The organism is Micromonospora sp. NPDC050795, assembly GCF_044456785.1.
In the GTDB taxonomy this organism is placed as follows: Bacteria; Actinomycetota; Actinomycetes; order Mycobacteriales; family Micromonosporaceae; genus Micromonospora.
On record NZ_JBITGE010000012.1, the window covers coordinates 141,417 to 158,393 of the forward strand.

The window sequence follows — 16,977 nt, forward strand, 5'->3', positions numbered from 1 at the left end:
GGCGAGCCCTTCGCGGAGGGAACCAGCGTTGATGTTCCTCACGTCGTGTCGGGCGATCGGTCGGACAGTGGCGTCGGGTCGGCGGGCAGGGCTGTGGGTTCGGCCGCACGGCGGCCGGCGCGGGCGCCGCCCAGCACCACCACCGCCACGCCGGCCAGCAGCATCGCCATGCCGAGCAGCGCGTACGGGCGGGGCACCTGCCCCAGCCAGGCCCAGCCGAGCACTGCCGCGCCGGGCGCCTCCAGCAGGATCAGCACGCTCACCGTGGTCGCCGGGATCTTCCGCAGGACGTAGTTGAACATCGAGTGCCCGAGCAGTTGGGCACCGGCCACCAGGGCCAGGATGGCCAGCCAGGTACGCCCGTCGAAGCCGGTCAGCCGCACGCCCCCGACCAGGCACAGGGCCAGCAGGATCAGCGCGCAGATCCCGTAACAGATGGTGGTGTAGGTGGTGGTGCTGATGCTGACCCGGGCCCGTTCCCCGAAGGCGGTGTAGACGGCGGCGAACATGGCGCCGATCAGCGCCAGCACGTCACCGAGGACGGCCCGGCCGGAGACCCCGACGTCCACCCCGGTGGCAACCGCCGCGCCGCCGACCGCCACCGCGATGCCGGTCCACACCACCCGGGGCAGCGGACGCCCCTGGGCGCGGGCGATCAGCCCCTGCCAGACCGGCTGGGTGGCGACCAGGGCGGTGGACGTGGCGACCGACGTGAGCTGGGCGCTCGGCACCCAGGTCGCGAAGTGCCCGGCGAGGGCGACCCCGGACAGAACGCAGAACAGGCCCTCCCGCCGGCCCGCGCCCACTGTCAGCCTGCGGAACTCGGCGCGGCGTCGGACCAGTGCGAACGGGCTCAGGACGGCCACCGCGAGCAGGTTGCGCCAGAACGCGATGGCCAGCGCCGGAGCGGCGGCGTACGCGATCAGCGGCGCGGACGACGACACGGCGACCACGGCCAGCCCGACCGCGCCGGTGGTCAGCGGATCCACTGACGGTCGGGGTGAAGGTGGGGGCACGGGACGTAATCCTCACACGTATGACGGTCAGCACGGAGGGTCATCACTCCGTTACGATCACGCGGTTCCGCGCCGGCGACCCTCGACCGCCCGGAGGCGCTCTCCCATGCCCAGCTACCAGGCGGTGCTGTTCGACTTCTTCGGCACCCTGACCCGTTCGGTACAACGCGGTGTCGCGCACGTCGGCACCGCCGAGTTGCTCGGATGTCCCACCGAGGTCCTGACCGAGGTGCTGAACCGCACCTACTACGAGCGGGCCAGCGGCCGGCTCGGCGACGCGGAGGCGACACTGCGCTGGGTGTGCGCCCAGGCCGGCGTCCACCCGAGCGACCATGCGGTACGGGCAGCGGTGGCGTCCCGGCACCGGGCGGTCCGCGCCGACACCTGGCTGCGGGCCGACGCGGTGCCGGTGCTGGCGGCTCTGCGTCAACGCGGCCTGCGCACCGGCGTGATCAGCGACTGTACGCACGAACTGCCGGCCTTCCTGCCGCAGCTCGCGGTCGCCCCCCTGCTCGACGTACGGGTCTTCTCGGTGCAGGTCGGGCGGTGCAAGCCGGATCCGACGCTCTACCTGACGGCCTGCCAGCGGCTCGGACTCGCGCCAAGCGACTGCCTCTACGTCGGTGATGGCGGCAGCCAGGAGTTGACCGGCGCCGAGCGGGCCGGGATGACCGCCGTCCGGCTCGCCGCACCGGATCTGGCCACGCACATGGTCTTCAACGCCGACCGGGACTGGTGCGGCCCCGCCCTCGGCACCCTGGGCGAGGTGCTCGCCCTCGTCGACGCCGACGCCGCGGTGGCGGGCGTCGGCGGTCGGACGGGCTGATCGACCAGTCAGCGGCGGCGGACCCGGTGCAGGCGGAACGGCTTACGGGTGGCCCGGACCGCCGGAGTCGCCCGGGGCGGCTCGGCCTGCGCGTCGGCCGGCAACTCCGCTCCGGCCAGCGGCGTACCGGCCGGGGCGAGGCGGTTCACCGCGCATCCGTCGGCAGCCCATCGGGCCACCAGTTCAGCGGTCGGACCGGGGGCGTTGAGGCGCTTCGCCGCCACCAGCGGCGCGGTGACGTCCCACGCCTCGGTGCCCGGCTGCAACCGGCTCACCCGGGCCGGCCAGGTGACGATCCGGCCGCCGTGGTCGCCGCGCAGGGTGACCTGGGCCTCGGTCGCGTCGGCCAGACCCGGTGCGGCCTGCTCGCCCGGCCCACTGACCACCAGCAGCGCGCCCTCCAGCGGGGCGCACCAGAGCGCAAGCGCCGGTCCACCCGCAACGCTGACCCAGGCCACGGCGGCCTTCTTCATCGCCTCGTCGACCAGTGGGGTGCCCCCGGGGGCGGTCTCGTCCGTCACACCCGCATCCTCCCGCATCGGCGCCTCCGCTCAGCCCACGAACGGCGGCACGGCGATCTCGCCGCGGGCCACCGGCACCACCTGGCCGGCGACGGTCGCGCCGACCGCCGCCCCGTTCGCCGCGGTGACGGTGCAGGCCAACGCGGACGGACGGTTCATCTCCACGCCCTGACGGACCGCGTACTCGGACCGACCCTCACCGGGCAGCAGACCGCTCGCGACCAGCCAGACACCGAGGCCGAGGGCCGCCGAACCGGTCGCCGGGTCCTCCGGAACGCCGATTCCCGGCACGAAGACCCGGGCGTGCGCGGTTTGCGCGGCCGCGTCCCAGGAGAAGACGCTGACGTGCGAAACCCCGTACCGCTGCGCCGCCGCCGGGTCCACCCGGGCGCGGGCCACCGACTCCGGACGCACCGGCAGGTACGGGAACTCCAGCCCGCAGCCGGCGACCCGTGGGGCGGGCCCGATGTGGTCCTCGGCGACCAGGCCGGCGATCTCCAGCAACGGCTCCGGGTCCAGCTCCGGCCCGAGCGTCGGGGCACCACCGGTCAGCGTCGCCCCGGACGCGGTCACCTCGATCGGCAGCACACCGGCCCGGCACTCCTGGGTGACCTGCCCCACACCGAACATGCCCCGCCGGCAGGCGGTGACCGCCGCGCCGACGCTGGGGTGCCCGGCGAACGGCAACTCCTCCACCGGGGTGAAGATCCTGGCCCGGTAGGTGACGCCGACCTGGGTCGGCGGCAGCACGAACACCGTCTCGGACAGGTTGAACTCCAACGCGAGCGCCTGCATCTGCTCGGTGGCCAGCGCCTCCGCACCGAACACCACAGCCAGCGGGTTACCGGCGAAGGGGCGATCGGTGAAGACGTCCACGATCTCGTAGGCCAAGGTCGACATGTTGATAAACACTAGGCGCTTAGGCTGATGCCTGTGAGTACGCCGACCCGGGTCTACATCGCCCGTCTCGCCGGAGTCGCCGTCTTCGACCCGAACGGCGATCAGGTGGGCCGGGTTCGTGACGCCGTGGCACGGCTTCGGGCGACGAAGCGTCCACCGGAGGTGGTGGGCCTCGTCGCCGAGATGCCGATGCGTCGTCGGATTTTCCTGTCCATCAACCGGATCACCTCCATCGACGCGGACGCCGTCGTGCTCGGCTCCGGCACCCTCAACCTGCGCCGGTTCGAAAAGCGTCCGAACGAGCTGCTGGTGCTCCAGGAACTGCTCGACCGGCGGGTGCAACTCGACCCCGGCGGCCAGCCCGGCGCCGTCGTGGACATCGCGATGGAGTGCACCCGGGGTGGCGAGTGGTCGCTGACCCGTGTCGCCGTCCGCGAACAGACCGGTCGGCTCAGCCGCCGCGGCCACCTGCACCAGGTCGAGTGGGACCGGGTGCGCGGGCTCAGCGGCATCGCCGACAACCGGGGTACGGCGAACCTGCTCGCCGTCCTGGAGGACATGCGCCCCGCCGACCTGGCGAACGCGTTGCAGGATCTGCCCGACGCGCGACGCAACGAGGTCGCCGCCGCGCTGGACGACGAGCGACTGGCCGACGTGCTCAGCGAGCTGCCGGAGCACGACCAGGTGGAGATCCTCGCCGCCCTCGACCGGGAGCGGGCCGCCGACGTCCTGGAGGAGATGGACCCGGACGACGCCGCCGACCTGCTCAACGAACTACCCCCACCCGAGCAGGACGTGCTGCTGGACCTGATGGAACCGGACGAGGCCGACCCGGTACGCCAACTGCTCAAGTACACCCCCGGCACGGCGGGCAGTGTGATGACCTCGGAGCCGGTCATCCTGCCGCCGGACGCCACCGTCGCCGAGGCGCTGGCCCGGATCCGGGAGCCACAGCTCTCCCCCGCCGTGGCCGCGCAGGTCTTCGTGACCCGGGCACCGCAGAACACGCCGACCGGCCGCTACCTGGGCATGGTGCACTTCCAGGCGCTGCTGCGTGAACCCCCGGCCGACCTGCTGGGCAAGGTGGTCGTCAACGACATCGACCCGCTGCGCCCCACCACGCCGCTGCCGGAGATCACCCGCCGCATGGCCACCTACGACCTGGTCGCCATGCCGGTGATCGACCGCAACAACCGGCTGGTCGGTGCGGTGACGGTGGACGACGTGCTGGACCACTCGCTGCCCCGGGACTGGCGGGACCGCGACGCCCTCGTCGCCCCGGGCACCACCGACTCCGAGCTGGACGGCACGGATGGCTGACCAGCGTCGGACGGAGCGTCTCGACCAGCCACGCGAGCCCCGGGGCGTCAAGCTGCCCCGGTTCGACGCGGAGGCGTTCGGTCGGTGGTCCGAGGGCATCGCCCGGGGCATGGGCACCGCGAACTTCATCGTCGTCATGACGGTGGTGATCATGATCTGGTTCGTCTGGAACACGTTGGCCCCGGCGAACCTGCGCTTCGACCCGTACACCTTCACGTTCTTGACCCTGGTGCTGTCGTTGCAGGCCAGCTACGCGGCCCCGCTGATCCTGCTGGCCCAGAACCGGCAGGCCGACCGGGACCGGGTGGCCCTGGAGGAGGACCGGCGGCGAGCCACCGCGCAGAAGGCGGACACCGAGTACCTGGCCCGGGAGATCGCGGCCCTGCGGATCGCGCTGGGTGAGGTCGCCACCCGCGACTTCCTCCGCTCCGAGCTGGCCCGGCTGGCTGAGGAACTGGACGAGGTGGGGCAACGCCGGCAGCGACTGGAGCGCCGCCAGCAGGAGAAGGACAACCGGCAGGAGCGACGTGGCCAGCGGCCGACCGACGGCGTCGGCCTGGAAGAACCCCGCGACGACCTGGACGGCGACTTCACCCGCAACGCCCGGCCGGACGGCACCGGCCCGCGCCGGTCGGACGGCTGACCGACGGGTCATCGATTGGCTCACACCGCCCTGGGCAGCGGCGGCAACGGATGCCCCGCGACGTAGCATTGCGGGCATGTCAGCACCCGTCAGCACCGTCGAGGACGCGATCCAGGCCGCGCTGGCCACCGTCAACGACCCGGAGATCCGCCGGCCCATCACCGAGCTGGGCATGGTCCGCTCCGCCACGATCGGTGCCAGCGGTGTGGTCCGCGTCGAGCTGCTGCTCACCGTCGCCGGCTGCCCGCTGAAGGACAAGCTGCGTACGGACATCACCGCCGCCGTCGCCTCGGTGCCCGGAGTCACCGGCGTTGAGATCGACTTCGGGGTGATGACCCCCGAGCAGCGGCAGTCGTTGCAGTCGCAGCTGCGCGGCGGCGGTGCCACCGAGGAGCCCGTCATCCCGTTCGCCCAGCCCGGCTCGCGCACCCGCGTGTACGCGGTGGCCAGCGGCAAGGGTGGCGTCGGCAAGTCCAGCGTCACCGTCAACCTGGCGGCGGCGCTCGCCGCCCGTGGGCTCTCCGTCGGGGTCGTCGACGCCGACATCTACGGCCACTCGGTGCCCCGGATGCTCGGTACGGAGGCGCGGCCCACCCGGGTCGAAGACATGATCATGCCGCCGCAGTCACACGGCGTGAAGGTGATCTCGATTGGCATGTTCACCTCCGGCAACGCCGCAGTCGTGTGGCGCGGCCCGATGCTGCACCGGGCGTTGCAGCAGTTCCTGGCCGACGTCTACTGGGGCGACCTGGACGTGCTCCTGCTCGACCTGCCGCCGGGCACCGGCGACGTGGCCATCTCGCTGGCCCAGTTGCTGCCCAACTCGGAGATCCTGATCGTCACCACCCCGCAGACCGCCGCCGCCGAGGTCGCGGAGCGGGCCGGGGCGATCGCCCTGCAGACCCACCAGCGGGTGGTCGGCGTCATCGAGAACATGTCCTGGCTGGAGCTCCCGGACGGCTCCCGGATGGAGATCTTCGGCGCTGGCGGTGGTGAGGCGGTGGCCGAGTCGCTGAGCCGGACCATCGGCGCGCAGGTGCCGCTGCTCGGTCAGATCCCACTGGACACCCGGGTCCGCGAGGCCGGCGACGCCGGCAACCCGATCGTGCTGGCCGAGCCGGAGTCCCCGGCCGCTCGGGCGCTTGGCACGGTCGCCGACCGGCTCGCCCTGCGCCGCGAATCGCTGCTCGGCAAGCCACTCGGTCTCAAGCCCGCCGGTCGCTGACCACCCGGAACACGTCAGCCCGTCGGCCGCTGTCGGCCGGCGGGCTGATTCGCGTCGGTGGGTAGTCCGCCAGGCGCTGGCAAGCGCAGGCCCGGGGGCGGGTCGGTCAGGTGGCGTCGTCGTAGCTGGCCCGAGGGGCCGGGGCCGAGGAAGTGCTGGTGGCCGTGCTGGCGGCCGAATTCCCGTTCGACCGCAGGTCGGCGGCGTTGGCCACGTCCTTCAGGTCGTTGTGCACGCCGCTGACGTCCGCCCTCAGGTTGTCGTAGACCCCCTGCAACGGCTTACGGATCGCCGCCTCGTCCTCCTCGCTGAGGAGGTGCTTGCGGATGAACGCCTTCGGGTGCAGGTCTTCCAGCTGGATGTCGGTGCCCAGCTCACGGCTCAGGTCACCGGTGGCGTTGCGGGCCATGTTGCGCAGGTTTCGCACCAACCGCAGGCCGTCGGTGATCACGGCGGGAAGCCGGTCACCGAAGATCAACAGCGCCAGGAGCAGCAGCGCACCGATCTCCCACCAGTTCAGGTTGTCGAGCATCCCGCGGGCCTCCTCTCGGCGTCAGCAGCAAGACTACGCACGGCGGACGGCTTTCGGGCAAGGGGTGCGCCGCTGTTCGCCTCGCTTCCGCGCTGAGTCACTTCGCGTCCGCGGCGAGAGTTACCGAGGTGTTCTGCCGGGCGGAGCCCCGCCGATACTCGACGGTCACGATCGAACCCGGTGCGTACTTGCGGACCAACGCGGTCAGATCCGTCGGCTCGGTCATCGGCCGCCCGTTGATCTTGAGGATCACGTCACCGACCTTCAGTCCGGCGCCGTCCGCAGGGCCGGACGGCTCCACCTCGGCCAGCCGCAGACCACCCCCGACGACCCCGGTCGGGCCGTCCGCCCGCGCGCCGATCACCGTACGCCGGGCCTTGCCGGTGCCGATGATGTCCTGGGTCACCCGCTTGGCCTGGTTGATCGGAATGGCGAAGGCGAGCCCGATGTTGCCCGCCTCCTGCCCCTCGGCGACCAGTGACTTGATGGTGGAGTTCACTCCGACCACCCGGCCCGCGCCGTCGACGAGTGGGCCGCCCGAGTTGCCGTGGTTGACGGCGGCGTCGGTCTGGATGGCCGCGTAGTAGCGCACCGGGCCGCCCGGCTCGCCGGCCTGCATCGTCCGGTCCAGCGCACTCACGATGCCGGCGGTGACCGTGTTGGCCAGCGACAACGGCGAGCCGATGGCGAGCACGGGGTCGCCGACCGCCAGCGCGTCGGAGTCGCCGAACTCCACGGGTCGCAACCCGGGACGACTCACCTTGATCACCGCGATGTCCGACTCCGCGTCCTGGCCGACGATGGTCGCCGGCGCGGTGCTGCCGTCGTTGAAGACCACCGAGGCCTTGCCGGTGCCGCCGGCCACCACATGGTCGTTGGTGATCACATGGCCGTCGGTCGTGGCGATGAAACCGGAGCCCTCACTGGTCCCGCCGAGGCTGCTCACCCGTACGGTGACCACGCTGGGCAGGACCCGTTCGGCGACCCCGGCCAGCGACTCCGGTTTGCGCTGCGCCAGTGCCGGCACCTCTGCGGGCGCACTGCCGAGGACCGCCGCGCCAGCGCCGCCGCGCACCGCGAACGCGTAGCCCAACGCACCGCCGAGGGTGCCGGCCAGCAGCGCCGTGATCACGGGAATGAGCAACAGGTGGCGCAGTGTCGGCCGGCCCGGCGCATCAGGGTCGGTGACCGGTTCGGGCTCGGCGCCGGGAGCCACCACCCCGGGCACCACCACAGCGGTCGGGGCGGCCGGGTCGCGCCAGGGGTCCGCGAGCGCGTTCGACCACCAGGCCGACGCCTCGGCAGGGCCTGGCCCGCCCGAAGCCGACGTCGGCCAGGCCGGTGTCGGTCCGCCGGAAGGCGCCGGCCAGCCCGGTGTCGGTCCGCCGGAAGACGCCGGCCAGCCCGGTGCCGGCCCGCTGCCTGGCGGGCCGAGGGGCGGGCGTTCAGCCCCCGGCATGGTCGGCGGCCCCACCGACGGGGCTCCTGCCCCGGGCGGTCGCGCCGGAGCCGGAGTCTCACCGCCCCGGCGCCAGTCCCAGCCGTCGGTCACGTGGTGCCTCCCAGTCCGTCCCCGGATCCCGTGCCGCGTCGCCCGGCCACGGGCCGGTCTGGTCGCGGCTGACGGGATACCGCCTCCAGGATTGCACGGATGGACGCGGCGCAGTCAGCGGTTGCCCCGGTGATCGCTTCCGGCGGAGGCGCGGCTGCGCGCCCCACGACTGTCGCCTCTACGCTCACAGTGCCAACCCGCCCCCGCACCACGCACCGCCCCCGGAGGTGCCCCATCGCCACGGTCGCCGGTTCCGGCAGTTCGACGACACAGGCCCAGCATTTCGCCGAGTCGTACGTCACCGAGGATCTCGTTCTGCGTACCGCCCGCAGCCTGGCCCGGGAGGTCGGCCTCGACGCGGTCACGCCCGGCGCGGGGGCGGCGTTGCGGCTGCTGGCCGCCGCCGGCAACGCCCGTGCGGTGGTGGAGATCGGCACCGGCACCGGGGTCAGCGGTGTCTGGTTGCTGCGCGGCATGCGCGTCGACGGCGTGCTCACCACCATCGACGTGGAGGTGGAGCACCAGCGGATCGCCCGGCGGATCTTCGCCGAGGCGGGTTTCGCGGCCGGGCGTACCCGGATCATCACCGGTCGGGCGCTCGACGTGCTGCCCCGGCTCGCCGACGGTGCGTACGACCTGGTCTTCGTTGACGCGGAGGCGACCGGCTTCCATGCCTGCGTGGAGGCGGCGCTGCGACTGTTGCGCCCGGGGGGCGTGCTGGCGCTCAACGGTGTGCTGGCCAGCGGTCGGATCGGAGACCCGTCCGCCCGGGACGCGGAGACGGTGACGGTTCGCGAAACGATCAAAGCGGTCCGGGAGTCGGAGCACTGGATCCCGGCGCTGCTTCCGGTCGGGCACGGGCTGCTCGCCGCGGTGAAGTGCTGATTCGAGCTCAGGACGGGTCAGAGCCCCGGTCGCGCCGAGGCTCTAGTTGACGTCGGCGAGCCAGCGCAGCAGCGAGCGGACGCCCCAACCGGTGGCGCCGCGGCTGACCTCGGCCTGGTCTCCGTCGGCCCAGGACGGGGCGGACATGTCCAGGTGCAGCCAGCGGTCTCGTAGTTCACCGGTGAACTCGCGCAGGTAGAGCGCGGCCAGCACCGAGCCGGCACCCTGCGTGGGCGCGCTGTAGAGGTCGGCGATCTCGCTGCCGAGGTACTCGACGTAGTCGGTGTGCAACGGCATCCGCCACGCCGACTCGCCGGCCGCCTCGGCCGCCGCCAGCACGCCGGCGGCCAGTTCGTCGTTCTCGCTGTACAGGGCGGCGGTGCGCTTGCCCAGCGCCACCGAGTTCGCTCCGGTGAGCGTGGCCAGGTCGAGCAGCAGGTCCGGTTTGAGCTGCTGCACCGCGTACGCCAGCGCGTCGGCGAGGACCAGGCGACCCTCGGCGTCGGAGTTGGTCGTCTCGCTGGTCGTACCGCCGTAGTGCCGGATCACGTCGCCGGGGCGGAACGCCGAGCCGCTGACCATGTTCTCGGCCAGCGGGGCCAACGTGGTGATCCGGACCGGCAGCCGCAGCGCGGCGGCGCCCAGCGTGGCGGCGACGACCGCAGCCGCGCCGGCCATGTCCTTGCGCATCAGCTTCATCGACGCCACCGGCTTGATCGAGATGCCGCCGGTGTCGAAGGTGATGCCCTTGCCGATCAGCACCACGTGGGTGCGCGCGTTGGCGGGGTGCCAGTCCAGCTCGACCAGCCGGGGTCCGCTGGCGGAGCCACCGCCCACGGCGAGGATCCCGCCGAAGCCCTCGGTGGTCAGCTCGGCCGGGCCACGGATCCGCAGCCGCAGGTCCGGAAGATCGGCCGCGGCGGAGCCCACCTGGTCGGCGAACCACTGCGGGGTCTTCACCGAGGAGGGGGTGTTGGTCAGATCCCGGGCGAGATGCGTCATCGCGGCCGTGGTTCGGGCCGTCGCGACGGTGTCCTCGTACCCGGTGGGGTCGTCGAGCAGCAGGTCGACGCCGGTGAGCGCCGGTCGGTCGCCGGCCTCGGTGAGCCGGAAGCGGTACGGGGCGAGCAGCAGCCCCTCGGTCAACCCGCGAACCGCGGCCGGGGTCACCTCGGCCGGCAGCGCGATGGTGATATGCGTCTCAGCTGAGGCTGAGCGGGCCAGGGCCGCGCCGGCCGTCCGCCAGGCCGCCTCGTCGCCGTCGCCAATGCCGAGCAGCAGCAGCCGGCCGGGGGTACGCCCGGGGCGCAGCTGGGTGTGGATCTCGCCGGCTCGGCCGGTCAGCCGGGCCGCTGACACCAGGGCGGTCGCCTCGTCAGCCGTGCCGTCCGGGCCCGCCACGGCGGTCGGAACCGGCTCGGCCGAGGTGTCACCTTCCGCCGTCGAATCGGTGGAGCGGACGGGCAGGACGAGGACGTCGAGCCGGTCGGGCTCGGCGATCAGACGAATGGCGAGCACGCGGAACCGCACCTCCAGGAAAGTGTCGCGGGTCGGCGGCCAACCCGCCTGCCCGCAGCGTTGAAGGCCCTGAGCCACCGGTGGTTCCGGTGGCTCAGGGCCTGAAGAACGTTCCGGGCGGCCTGAGCCGCCCGGAGCACTCCTTACTCAGCCGGCCGCCGCCTTCAGTGCGTCACCGAGCGCGTTGGCCTCGTCGGGAGTCATCTCGACGACGAGCCGGCCACCGCCCTCCAGCGGGACCCGCATGACGATGCCCCGCCCCTCCTTGGTGACTTCCAGCGGACCGTCGCCCGTCCGCGGCTTCATCGCCGCCATGTTGTCTCCCCTCAGACCTACACCAGGGTCGGTGGGTTGCCCCACAGCCACTTCGTCACGACCACCCGCAACGGTCACGGGGGTGTCAACAAACGATTTTCCCTGATGAACACCGCCGGACCCAAACCGGAGCAGCATTGATGTAACAGCATCTAGCTTATCTTGAGAAGGCCTGTCACAATGTGCGGTCATGCAGGCACGGTCGGCACTCTTCGACCTGTACGGCGACCACCTCCGTCCGAGGGGTGGCCGGGCACCGGTTGCTGCCCTGGTCAAGCTGCTGGCACCGCTGGGAATCGCACCGCCAGCAGTTCGCACCGCCGTCTCCCGGATGGTGCGCCAAGGGTGGCTCGAGCCCCTCCGGTTGGTCTCCGGACCCGGATATTCGATCACACCGAAAGCTGCCCGCCGACTCGACGAGGCAGCTGCCCGGATCTACCGGACCGGCCGGGTCACCTGGGACGGCCGGTTCGATCTGCTGGTGTTGGAGGCCCCGGGCTCCCGGCGGGACCGCCAGCGGCTCGCCGCCAACCTGAGCTTCCTCGGCTACGGGACGCTCGACGAGCAGACCTGGGTCGCCACCCGCCCCGCCGAGGATGTCGATCTGCTCCTCGCCGAGACCGGCATCCGGTTCGAGCGGTTCACCGCCTCGCACTTCTCCGGCACCCCCGGCGCGATGGGCGTGGTCCGACGCGCCTGGAACCTGGCCGAGATCGGCCGCGCCTACGAGCGGTTCGTGGCGGACCAGCGCCCGCTGCTCGCCGCGGTCACCGTACGCAGCAGCGACGAGGAGGCGTACGCGACGCGGTTCCGCCTCGTGCACGCCTGGCGTACGTTCCTCTTCCAGGATCCGCAGTTGCCCCCGGCGCTGCTGCCCAAGCGGTGGCCCGGCACCGCCGCGGCCAGTTTCTTCGACCGGCACGCGGCCCGCCTGCGTCCGGCCGCCGACCGGTACGTCGAACAGTGCCTCGACGCCGGCAACCGCATCGTCCGACAGAAGGGTCGTTAGACACGTGACCGAGCCGCTGCTGGTCGACCGGACCGATGCCGTCGTCACCCTCACGCTGAACCGGCCGAAGGCGATGAACGCGCTCGACGTGGCGCTCAAGGAGGCGCTGCGCGACGCCCTCGCGGAGCTGGAGACCGACCGGTCCTGCCGCGCGGTGGTCCTGGCCGGGGCCGGCGGGTCGTTCAGCGCCGGGCAGGACCTGCGCGAGCACGTGGCCACCCTGGAAAACTCCGGCAATGATCCGCTGGGCACCGTGCGGGCACACTACAACCCGATCGCGGCCCGGCTCGCCAACCTGCCCAAGCCGGTGATCGCCGCGGTCCGCGGGATGGCCGCCGGGGCGGGCGCGTCGTTGGCGTTCCTGGCCGACATCCGCATCGGCGGTCCGACCACCAGTTTCCTGATGGCCTTCGCGAAGGTCGGTCTCGCCGCCGACACCGGCGCCTCCTGGACGTTGCCGCGACTGGTCGGGCACGCCAAGGCGGTGGAGCTGCTGATGCTGGCCGAGCCGGTCCGCGCCGAGGAGGCCTGCCGGTTGGGCCTGCTCAACCGGTTGACGGACGACGACGAGCAGGTCCTGCCGGTCGCCCAGGAGCTGGCCGCCCGCCTCGCCGCCGGCCCGACCGTCGCGTACGGGGCGATCAAGCGACAGCTCTCCATCGCCGACGCCGGCACCCTCGCCGACGCCCTCGCCGCCGAGGCACAGGCCCAGGCGATCTGCGGCGCCACCGCCGACCACCGGGCGGCCACCCTCGCCTTCGTCGGCAAGCAGAACCCGGTCTTCGAGGGACGCTGAACGCGATCCGGACGCCGCCCTTACCGTCCTCGAACACGGGCCGCCTAGCGTCGGCCGGTATGAGCGATCGTGAAGCGGTGGCGCACCTGCTGCGCCGGGCCACCTTCGGGCCGACCGCCGACGAGGTGGACGCGGCCGAGCGGGCCGGGACGGCGGCGACCCTGGACCGGCTGCTCACCCCGCCCGCGACAGACCGGGGTGCGGCGGCCACGCCGGTTCCGACGCTGCCCACGGACCCGTACGCCGAGCTGACCAAGGACTCCACCCGCGAGCAACGGCAGCAGGCCAACGCGGAGCGCCGCAGGCAACTCCAGCAGGTCACCGAGTGGTGGCTGGACCGGATGGTGACCGCCGAGGACGGGCTGACCGAGAAGTTGGTCTTCTTCTGGCACGGGCACTGGGCGACCAGCGCCCAGAAGGTCAAGTCGGCGCGGCTGATGGTGGGCCAGTTGGAGACGCTGCGCCGGCACGGTCGTGGGCCGCTGGGCCCGCTGGTCGCCGCGATGGTGCGCGATCCCGCCCTGATCGTCTGGCTGGACGGGCAGAAGAACACCCGTAAGGCACCGAACGAGAACCTGGCCCGCGAGCTGATGGAGCTGTTCACCCTCGGCATCGGCGCCTACAGCGAGGCCGACGTGAAGGCCGGCGCGCGGGCCCTGACCGGCTGGGTGGTCGACCGGCGTAGCGGTGTGGCCCGCTTCGAGGCCCGCCGGCACGACAGTGGCGAGAAGAGCATCCTCGGGCAGAGCGGCCGGTTCGACGCCGAGACGTACGCCGGACTGCTGGCCGCCCAACCGGCGGCGGCGACCTTCGTGGCCGGTCGACTCTGGTTCCGCTATGCCGGCACCGAGACCCCGACCCCGGACGGCCTGGCCGGCGCGGACACCATCGCGACCCTACGCGCGCTCTTCTCCGCACCCGCCTTCGCGCGGACCCGGGGCACGCTCGTGAAGCAGCCGGTGGAGTGGTTGGTCGGTGCGCTGCGGCAACTCGGTATCCGACCGTCCGCGCTGCCCGAGCAGCAACGCCGACAACTGCTGGCCGGTCTGAACGCGCTCGATCAGGTGCCGTTGCGCCCACCCAGCGTGGGCGGTTGGCCGGCCGGGTCCGCCTGGCTGACCACCTCGTCGTTGCAAGCCCGGCTGCGGACGGCGGGGCTGCTCGCCGCCGCCACGGCTCCAGCGGTGCTGGCCCGGCTGACCGCCGCGCCCACCGCCGGGCGACCGGACGCGCTGGCCCGACTGCTCGTGGTCGACGGCTGGAGCGCGCGCACCCGCGCCGCTCTCACCCCGCTGGCCGGTGAGCCCCGCAAGCTGCTGGCCGCCGGCCTGGTCAGCCCCGAATACACAGTCAGCTGAGCGGAGGAGTCGACATGGACACCCTGACCCGACGCAGGTTCCTGCTGACCAGTGGGGTGGTCGGCGCTGGCGCGTTGGCCGCCGGGGCCGGCGCGTACAGCCTGCGGGACCTGCTGGACACCAGTGGAGACCGGGACCCGCAGTCCCGCACGCTGGTGCTGGTGACCCTCTACGGCGGCAATGACGGCCTCAACACGGTCATTCCGTACGGCGATCCGGCCTACCGGGCGGCTCGCCCGGAGCTGGCGTACCCGGACGGGGAGGTGCGGCGGTTGGACGACGACTTCGGCCTCAACCCGGCGCTGGCCGGCCTGCACCAGCGCTGGTCCGGCGGTGGGTTGGCGATCGTGCGTGGGGTCGGCTACCCGAAACCGGACCGCAGCCACTTCCGTTCGATGGACATCTGGCACACGGCGCAACCGGACCGGCCCGGCAACACCGGCTGGCTCGGGCGGTGGCTGGACGGCGTCGGTGGCGACCCCCGGCTGGCGGTCTCCTTCGAGCCGGCGCTGCCGCCGCTGCTGGCCGGGGCGCAGAGCGCGGGGGCGGCCGTACCGGTGACCGACCGGAAGGCGGCCAAGGGGCTGTCGGCGCAGACGCTGACCGCGTTCGAAGCCGCCGAGCCGGGTGAGTCCGCCGCGCGGGCCCGGGCCGCCGCCTGCTTCGCCGACCTGCGATCGGTGGACGAGATGATCCGCCAGGTCCGCGACTCCGACAACCCGGAAATGGCAGACCCTGACGGCGAGCAGGCTCCGGCGACCGCCACCGGCGGGGCGAAGACTCCGCTGGACGCCCAACTGGACCTGGTGGCGCAGTGCGTCGAGGCGGGAGTGTCCACCCGGGTCTTCTCGGTGTCGCTGGGCGGCTTCGACACGCACGCCGACGAGAAGCAGTTGCAGGCGGTGCTGCTGGGTCAGCTGGACCGGGCGTTGACCGGGTTCGCCGACCGGATGAGTCGCACCGAGGCGGGCCGGAAGGTGGTGGTGGCGGTCTACTCCGAGTTCGGCCGTCGGGTACGCGCCAACGCCTCCGACGGCACCGACCACGGCACCGCCTCGGACGTGCTGCTGCTCGGCGCGGGCGTCCGGGGCGGCTGGCACGGCGCACCGCCGAGCCTCACCGACCTCGACGACGGCGACCTGAAATACACGACGGACTTCCGGGACGTCTACGCCACGCTGCTGGAGCGGGTGCTGGACACCGACCCAGGCCCGGTCCTCGCCGACTGGCGGGGACGGGTGGACAAGCTCTTCTAATCGTCCTCTTCCGGGTCCTGGTTGGCCTGCTCGCCCAGCACGAACGCCTGCATGGCCAGCTCGTCGCCGGCCGGCGAGACGAAGGCGGGCAGCTCACGCGGGCCCAACTCCTGCACGTAGGACCAGAAGAGCCGCACCGCTTCGGCCGGCGTGTCGGCCTCGATCGGCAGGTCGAGGCTGACCAGCCAGGTGCGGCGCGCCGGGGGCAGGCCGAGCTGGTCGGCCAGCGCCCGGAAGGCCGCCGGCTCCACGGCGGTCACCGGCCCGTCGAGCGTCAGCAGGTCGGCCGGCACCGGCTCATCGAAGGCCCGCCGGGTGTACGCGACGACGAGCGTGCCCGGCTCGACCGGGGACTGCGGGTCGTCCGGGTCCTCGCGGTGGCGTCGTCCCGGCTCGGTGACCCGGCCGAGGGCCACCAGCCGGGGCGGCGCGTCGACCAGCACAGCCACCTGGTCGCCCGGCCCTGGCCGGGCGACGTCGGTCAGCCCGGTCAGCTCCAGCGTGTCGTGGTGCACGAGCCGCTCGGCCTCGTACCGTTCGGCGGGCAGCAGCACGGCCCAGGTGCCCACCCCGTCGGCGTTGCCGGCCGCACCGGCCCGGTGCGCGGTCTCGGTCATCATGCCTGCCATCTCATCACGCCGCCGGTGGGACGGTGACGTGACAGCCGACGATGTGATCGTCGACCATCCCGGTGGCTTGCATCAGCGCGTACGCGGTGGTCGGGCCGACGAACCGGAAGCCGCGCTTCTTGAGCGCCTTGGCCATCGCCGTCGACTCCGGGGTGATCGGCGCCAGCTCGGCGAACGACGCGGGTCGGGTTGGCCGGGGCTCCGGCGCGAAGGACCAGAGCAGCGCGGACAGGCCCTCCGGCAGCTCCAGTGCGGCGCGGGCGTTGGCGATCGCCGCCTCGATCTTGGCCCGGTTGCGGACGATGCCGGCGTCGGCGAGCAGCCGGGTGACGTCGGCGTCGTCGTAGCGGGCGACGGTCGGGATGTGGAACTCGTCGAAGGCCAGTCGGAACGCCGGACGCTTGCGCAGAATAGTCAGCCAGGACAACCCGGACTGGAACGCCTCCAGCGTCATCCGCTCGTAGAGCGCGTCGTCTCCGCGCAGCGGTCGCCCCCACTCGGTGTCGTGGTAGATGGCGTAGTCGGGGGTGCTCGACCCCCAGGCGCAGCGGGCCAGCCCGTCGGGGCCGATCACCAGGTCAGTCACCTCGTACACGCTAGGGCATCCGTCCGACACCCCATTGCCACCGGCCGCCCGGCTGCCTATGGTGCTTGTTACCGACCGGTAGGTCGAGGT

At 72.6% G+C, this 16,977-nt stretch carries 18 protein-coding genes; 9 read left to right on the top strand and 9 right to left on the bottom strand.

All coding sequences use genetic code 11. The features are described from left to right. Window positions 1–38: 38 nt before the first annotated feature. Complete coding sequence (locus tag ACIBEF_RS13565; RefSeq protein ID WP_396793660.1) at window positions 39–1,016, bottom strand: DMT family transporter; 978 nt, start codon at window positions 1,014–1,016, stop codon at window positions 39–41. A gap of 106 nt (window positions 1,017–1,122) precedes the next feature. On the opposite strand from ACIBEF_RS13565, the gene ACIBEF_RS13570 reads away from it, so the two are divergent. Beyond that, a complete protein-coding gene (locus ACIBEF_RS13570; RefSeq protein ID WP_357221825.1) occupies window positions 1,123–1,842 on the top strand; it encodes an HAD family hydrolase in 720 nt (239 codons plus the stop codon). 8 nt (window positions 1,843–1,850) lie between these two features. On the opposite strand, the gene ACIBEF_RS13575 is transcribed toward ACIBEF_RS13570, so the two are convergent. Next, window positions 1,851–2,381: a hypothetical protein gene (locus tag ACIBEF_RS13575; protein WP_396793661.1), complete on the bottom strand. Its 531-nt coding sequence runs from the start codon at window positions 2,379–2,381 to the stop codon at window positions 1,851–1,853. 12 nt (window positions 2,382–2,393) lie between these two features. Beyond that, entirely contained in the window at window positions 2,394–3,263 is an 870-nt protein-coding gene (locus ACIBEF_RS13580) for a PhzF family phenazine biosynthesis protein (protein ID WP_396793662.1), read from the bottom strand. Window positions 3,264–3,296: 33 nt separating this feature from the next. Here ACIBEF_RS13580 and ACIBEF_RS13585 point away from each other — a divergent pair, with 33 nt between their 5' ends. From ACIBEF_RS13585 to ACIBEF_RS13595, 3 genes are all read left to right on the top strand, one after another. Then, window positions 3,297–4,583: a magnesium transporter MgtE N-terminal domain-containing protein gene (locus tag ACIBEF_RS13585; RefSeq protein ID WP_396793663.1), complete on the top strand. Its 1,287-nt coding sequence runs from the start codon at window positions 3,297–3,299 to the stop codon at window positions 4,581–4,583. Further along, window positions 4,576–5,226, top strand: coding sequence for a DUF1003 domain-containing protein (locus ACIBEF_RS13590; protein WP_396793664.1), 651 nt, complete (start codon window positions 4,576–4,578; stop codon window positions 5,224–5,226). Before ACIBEF_RS13585 ends, ACIBEF_RS13590 begins: the two co-directional genes overlap by 8 nt. Window positions 5,227–5,302: 76 nt before the next feature. Further along, window positions 5,303–6,451: an Mrp/NBP35 family ATP-binding protein gene (locus tag ACIBEF_RS13595; protein WP_396793665.1), complete on the top strand. Its 1,149-nt coding sequence runs from the start codon at window positions 5,303–5,305 to the stop codon at window positions 6,449–6,451. Between the two features lie 106 nt (window positions 6,452–6,557). On the opposite strand, the gene ACIBEF_RS13600 is transcribed toward ACIBEF_RS13595, so the two are convergent. Both ACIBEF_RS13600 and ACIBEF_RS13605 read right to left on the bottom strand, forming a co-directional pair. Further along, window positions 6,558–6,983, bottom strand: a complete 426-nt coding sequence (locus tag ACIBEF_RS13600; protein ID WP_396793666.1) for a preprotein translocase subunit TatB — start codon at window positions 6,981–6,983, stop codon at window positions 6,558–6,560. Window positions 6,984–7,080: 97 nt separating this feature from the next. Next, window positions 7,081–8,535, bottom strand: a complete 1,455-nt coding sequence (locus ACIBEF_RS13605) for a trypsin-like peptidase domain-containing protein (RefSeq protein ID WP_396793667.1) — start codon at window positions 8,533–8,535, stop codon at window positions 7,081–7,083. Between the two features lie 315 nt (window positions 8,536–8,850). Here ACIBEF_RS13605 and ACIBEF_RS13610 point away from each other — a divergent pair, with 315 nt between their 5' ends. Continuing rightward, on the top strand, window positions 8,851–9,420 hold the full coding sequence (locus ACIBEF_RS13610) for an O-methyltransferase (protein ID WP_238683858.1): 570 nt from the start codon (window positions 8,851–8,853) through the stop codon (window positions 9,418–9,420). Between the two features lie 42 nt (window positions 9,421–9,462). Here the strand turns inward: ACIBEF_RS13610 and ACIBEF_RS13615 are convergent, their stop codons facing one another. Continuing rightward, a complete protein-coding gene (locus ACIBEF_RS13615) occupies window positions 9,463–10,938 on the bottom strand; it encodes a leucyl aminopeptidase family protein (RefSeq protein WP_396793668.1) in 1,476 nt (491 codons plus the stop codon). 147 nt (window positions 10,939–11,085) lie between these two features. Next, window positions 11,086–11,253, bottom strand: a complete 168-nt coding sequence (locus ACIBEF_RS13620) for a DUF3117 domain-containing protein (RefSeq protein ID WP_007455245.1) — start codon at window positions 11,251–11,253, stop codon at window positions 11,086–11,088. A 190-nt stretch (window positions 11,254–11,443) separates the two neighbouring features. Between ACIBEF_RS13620 and ACIBEF_RS13625 the strand changes: the two genes are divergently transcribed. The 4 genes from ACIBEF_RS13625 to ACIBEF_RS13640 are packed head-to-tail and all read left to right on the top strand — an operon-like array spanning window position 11,444 to window position 15,672. Continuing rightward, entirely contained in the window at window positions 11,444–12,262 is an 819-nt protein-coding gene (locus ACIBEF_RS13625; RefSeq protein WP_396793669.1) for a PaaX family transcriptional regulator C-terminal domain-containing protein, read from the top strand. 4 nt (window positions 12,263–12,266) lie between these two features. Next, window positions 12,267–13,058 carry an enoyl-CoA hydratase-related protein gene (locus ACIBEF_RS13630; protein ID WP_396793670.1) on the top strand — a complete coding sequence of 264 codons (792 nt, stop codon included), beginning with the start codon at window positions 12,267–12,269 and terminating at the stop codon, window positions 13,056–13,058. Window positions 13,059–13,117: 59 nt separating this feature from the next. Next, window positions 13,118–14,416: a DUF1800 family protein gene (locus ACIBEF_RS13635; protein WP_396793671.1), complete on the top strand. Its 1,299-nt coding sequence runs from the start codon at window positions 13,118–13,120 to the stop codon at window positions 14,414–14,416. A 14-nt stretch (window positions 14,417–14,430) separates the two neighbouring features. Then, complete coding sequence (locus ACIBEF_RS13640; RefSeq protein WP_396793672.1) at window positions 14,431–15,672, top strand: DUF1501 domain-containing protein; 1,242 nt, start codon at window positions 14,431–14,433, stop codon at window positions 15,670–15,672. Here the strand turns inward: ACIBEF_RS13640 and ACIBEF_RS13645 are convergent. Then, the gene (locus ACIBEF_RS13645; RefSeq protein ID WP_396793673.1) at window positions 15,669–16,292 is read right to left on the bottom strand and encodes a hypothetical protein; all 624 of its coding nucleotides are present in this window, start codon (window positions 16,290–16,292) and stop codon (window positions 15,669–15,671) included. The two genes, ACIBEF_RS13640 and ACIBEF_RS13645, sit on opposite strands and share 4 nt — an antisense overlap. 13 nt (window positions 16,293–16,305) lie before the next feature. Further along, entirely contained in the window at window positions 16,306–16,887 is a 582-nt protein-coding gene (locus tag ACIBEF_RS13650) for a DNA-3-methyladenine glycosylase I (RefSeq protein ID WP_396793674.1), read from the bottom strand. Window positions 16,888–16,977 lie beyond the last annotated feature (90 nt).

Excerpts from the sequence above, each read along its gene's own strand:
- ACIBEF_RS13570 (WP_357221825.1), top strand. The coding sequence starts at position 1,123 with ATGCCCAGCTACCAGGCGGTGCTGTTCGACTTCTTCGGCACCCTGACC.
- ACIBEF_RS13575 (WP_396793661.1), bottom strand. The coding sequence starts at position 2,381 with ATGCGGGAGGATGCGGGTGTGACGGACGAGACCGCCCCCGGGGGCACC.
- ACIBEF_RS13580 (WP_396793662.1), bottom strand. The coding sequence starts at position 3,263 with ATGTCGACCTTGGCCTACGAGATCGTGGACGTCTTCACCGATCGCCCC.
- ACIBEF_RS13590 (WP_396793664.1), top strand. The coding sequence starts at position 4,576 with ATGGCTGACCAGCGTCGGACGGAGCGTCTCGACCAGCCACGCGAGCCC.
- ACIBEF_RS13595 (WP_396793665.1), top strand. The coding sequence starts at position 5,303 with ATGTCAGCACCCGTCAGCACCGTCGAGGACGCGATCCAGGCCGCGCTG.
- ACIBEF_RS13600 (WP_396793666.1), bottom strand. The coding sequence starts at position 6,983 with ATGCTCGACAACCTGAACTGGTGGGAGATCGGTGCGCTGCTGCTCCTG.
- ACIBEF_RS13620 (WP_007455245.1), bottom strand. The coding sequence starts at position 11,253 with ATGGCGGCGATGAAGCCGCGGACGGGCGACGGTCCGCTGGAAGTCACC.
- ACIBEF_RS13625 (WP_396793669.1), top strand. The coding sequence starts at position 11,444 with ATGCAGGCACGGTCGGCACTCTTCGACCTGTACGGCGACCACCTCCGT.
- ACIBEF_RS13635 (WP_396793671.1), top strand. The coding sequence starts at position 13,118 with ATGAGCGATCGTGAAGCGGTGGCGCACCTGCTGCGCCGGGCCACCTTC.
- ACIBEF_RS13640 (WP_396793672.1), top strand. The coding sequence starts at position 14,431 with ATGGACACCCTGACCCGACGCAGGTTCCTGCTGACCAGTGGGGTGGTC.
- ACIBEF_RS13645 (WP_396793673.1), bottom strand. The coding sequence starts at position 16,292 with ATGATGACCGAGACCGCGCACCGGGCCGGTGCGGCCGGCAACGCCGAC.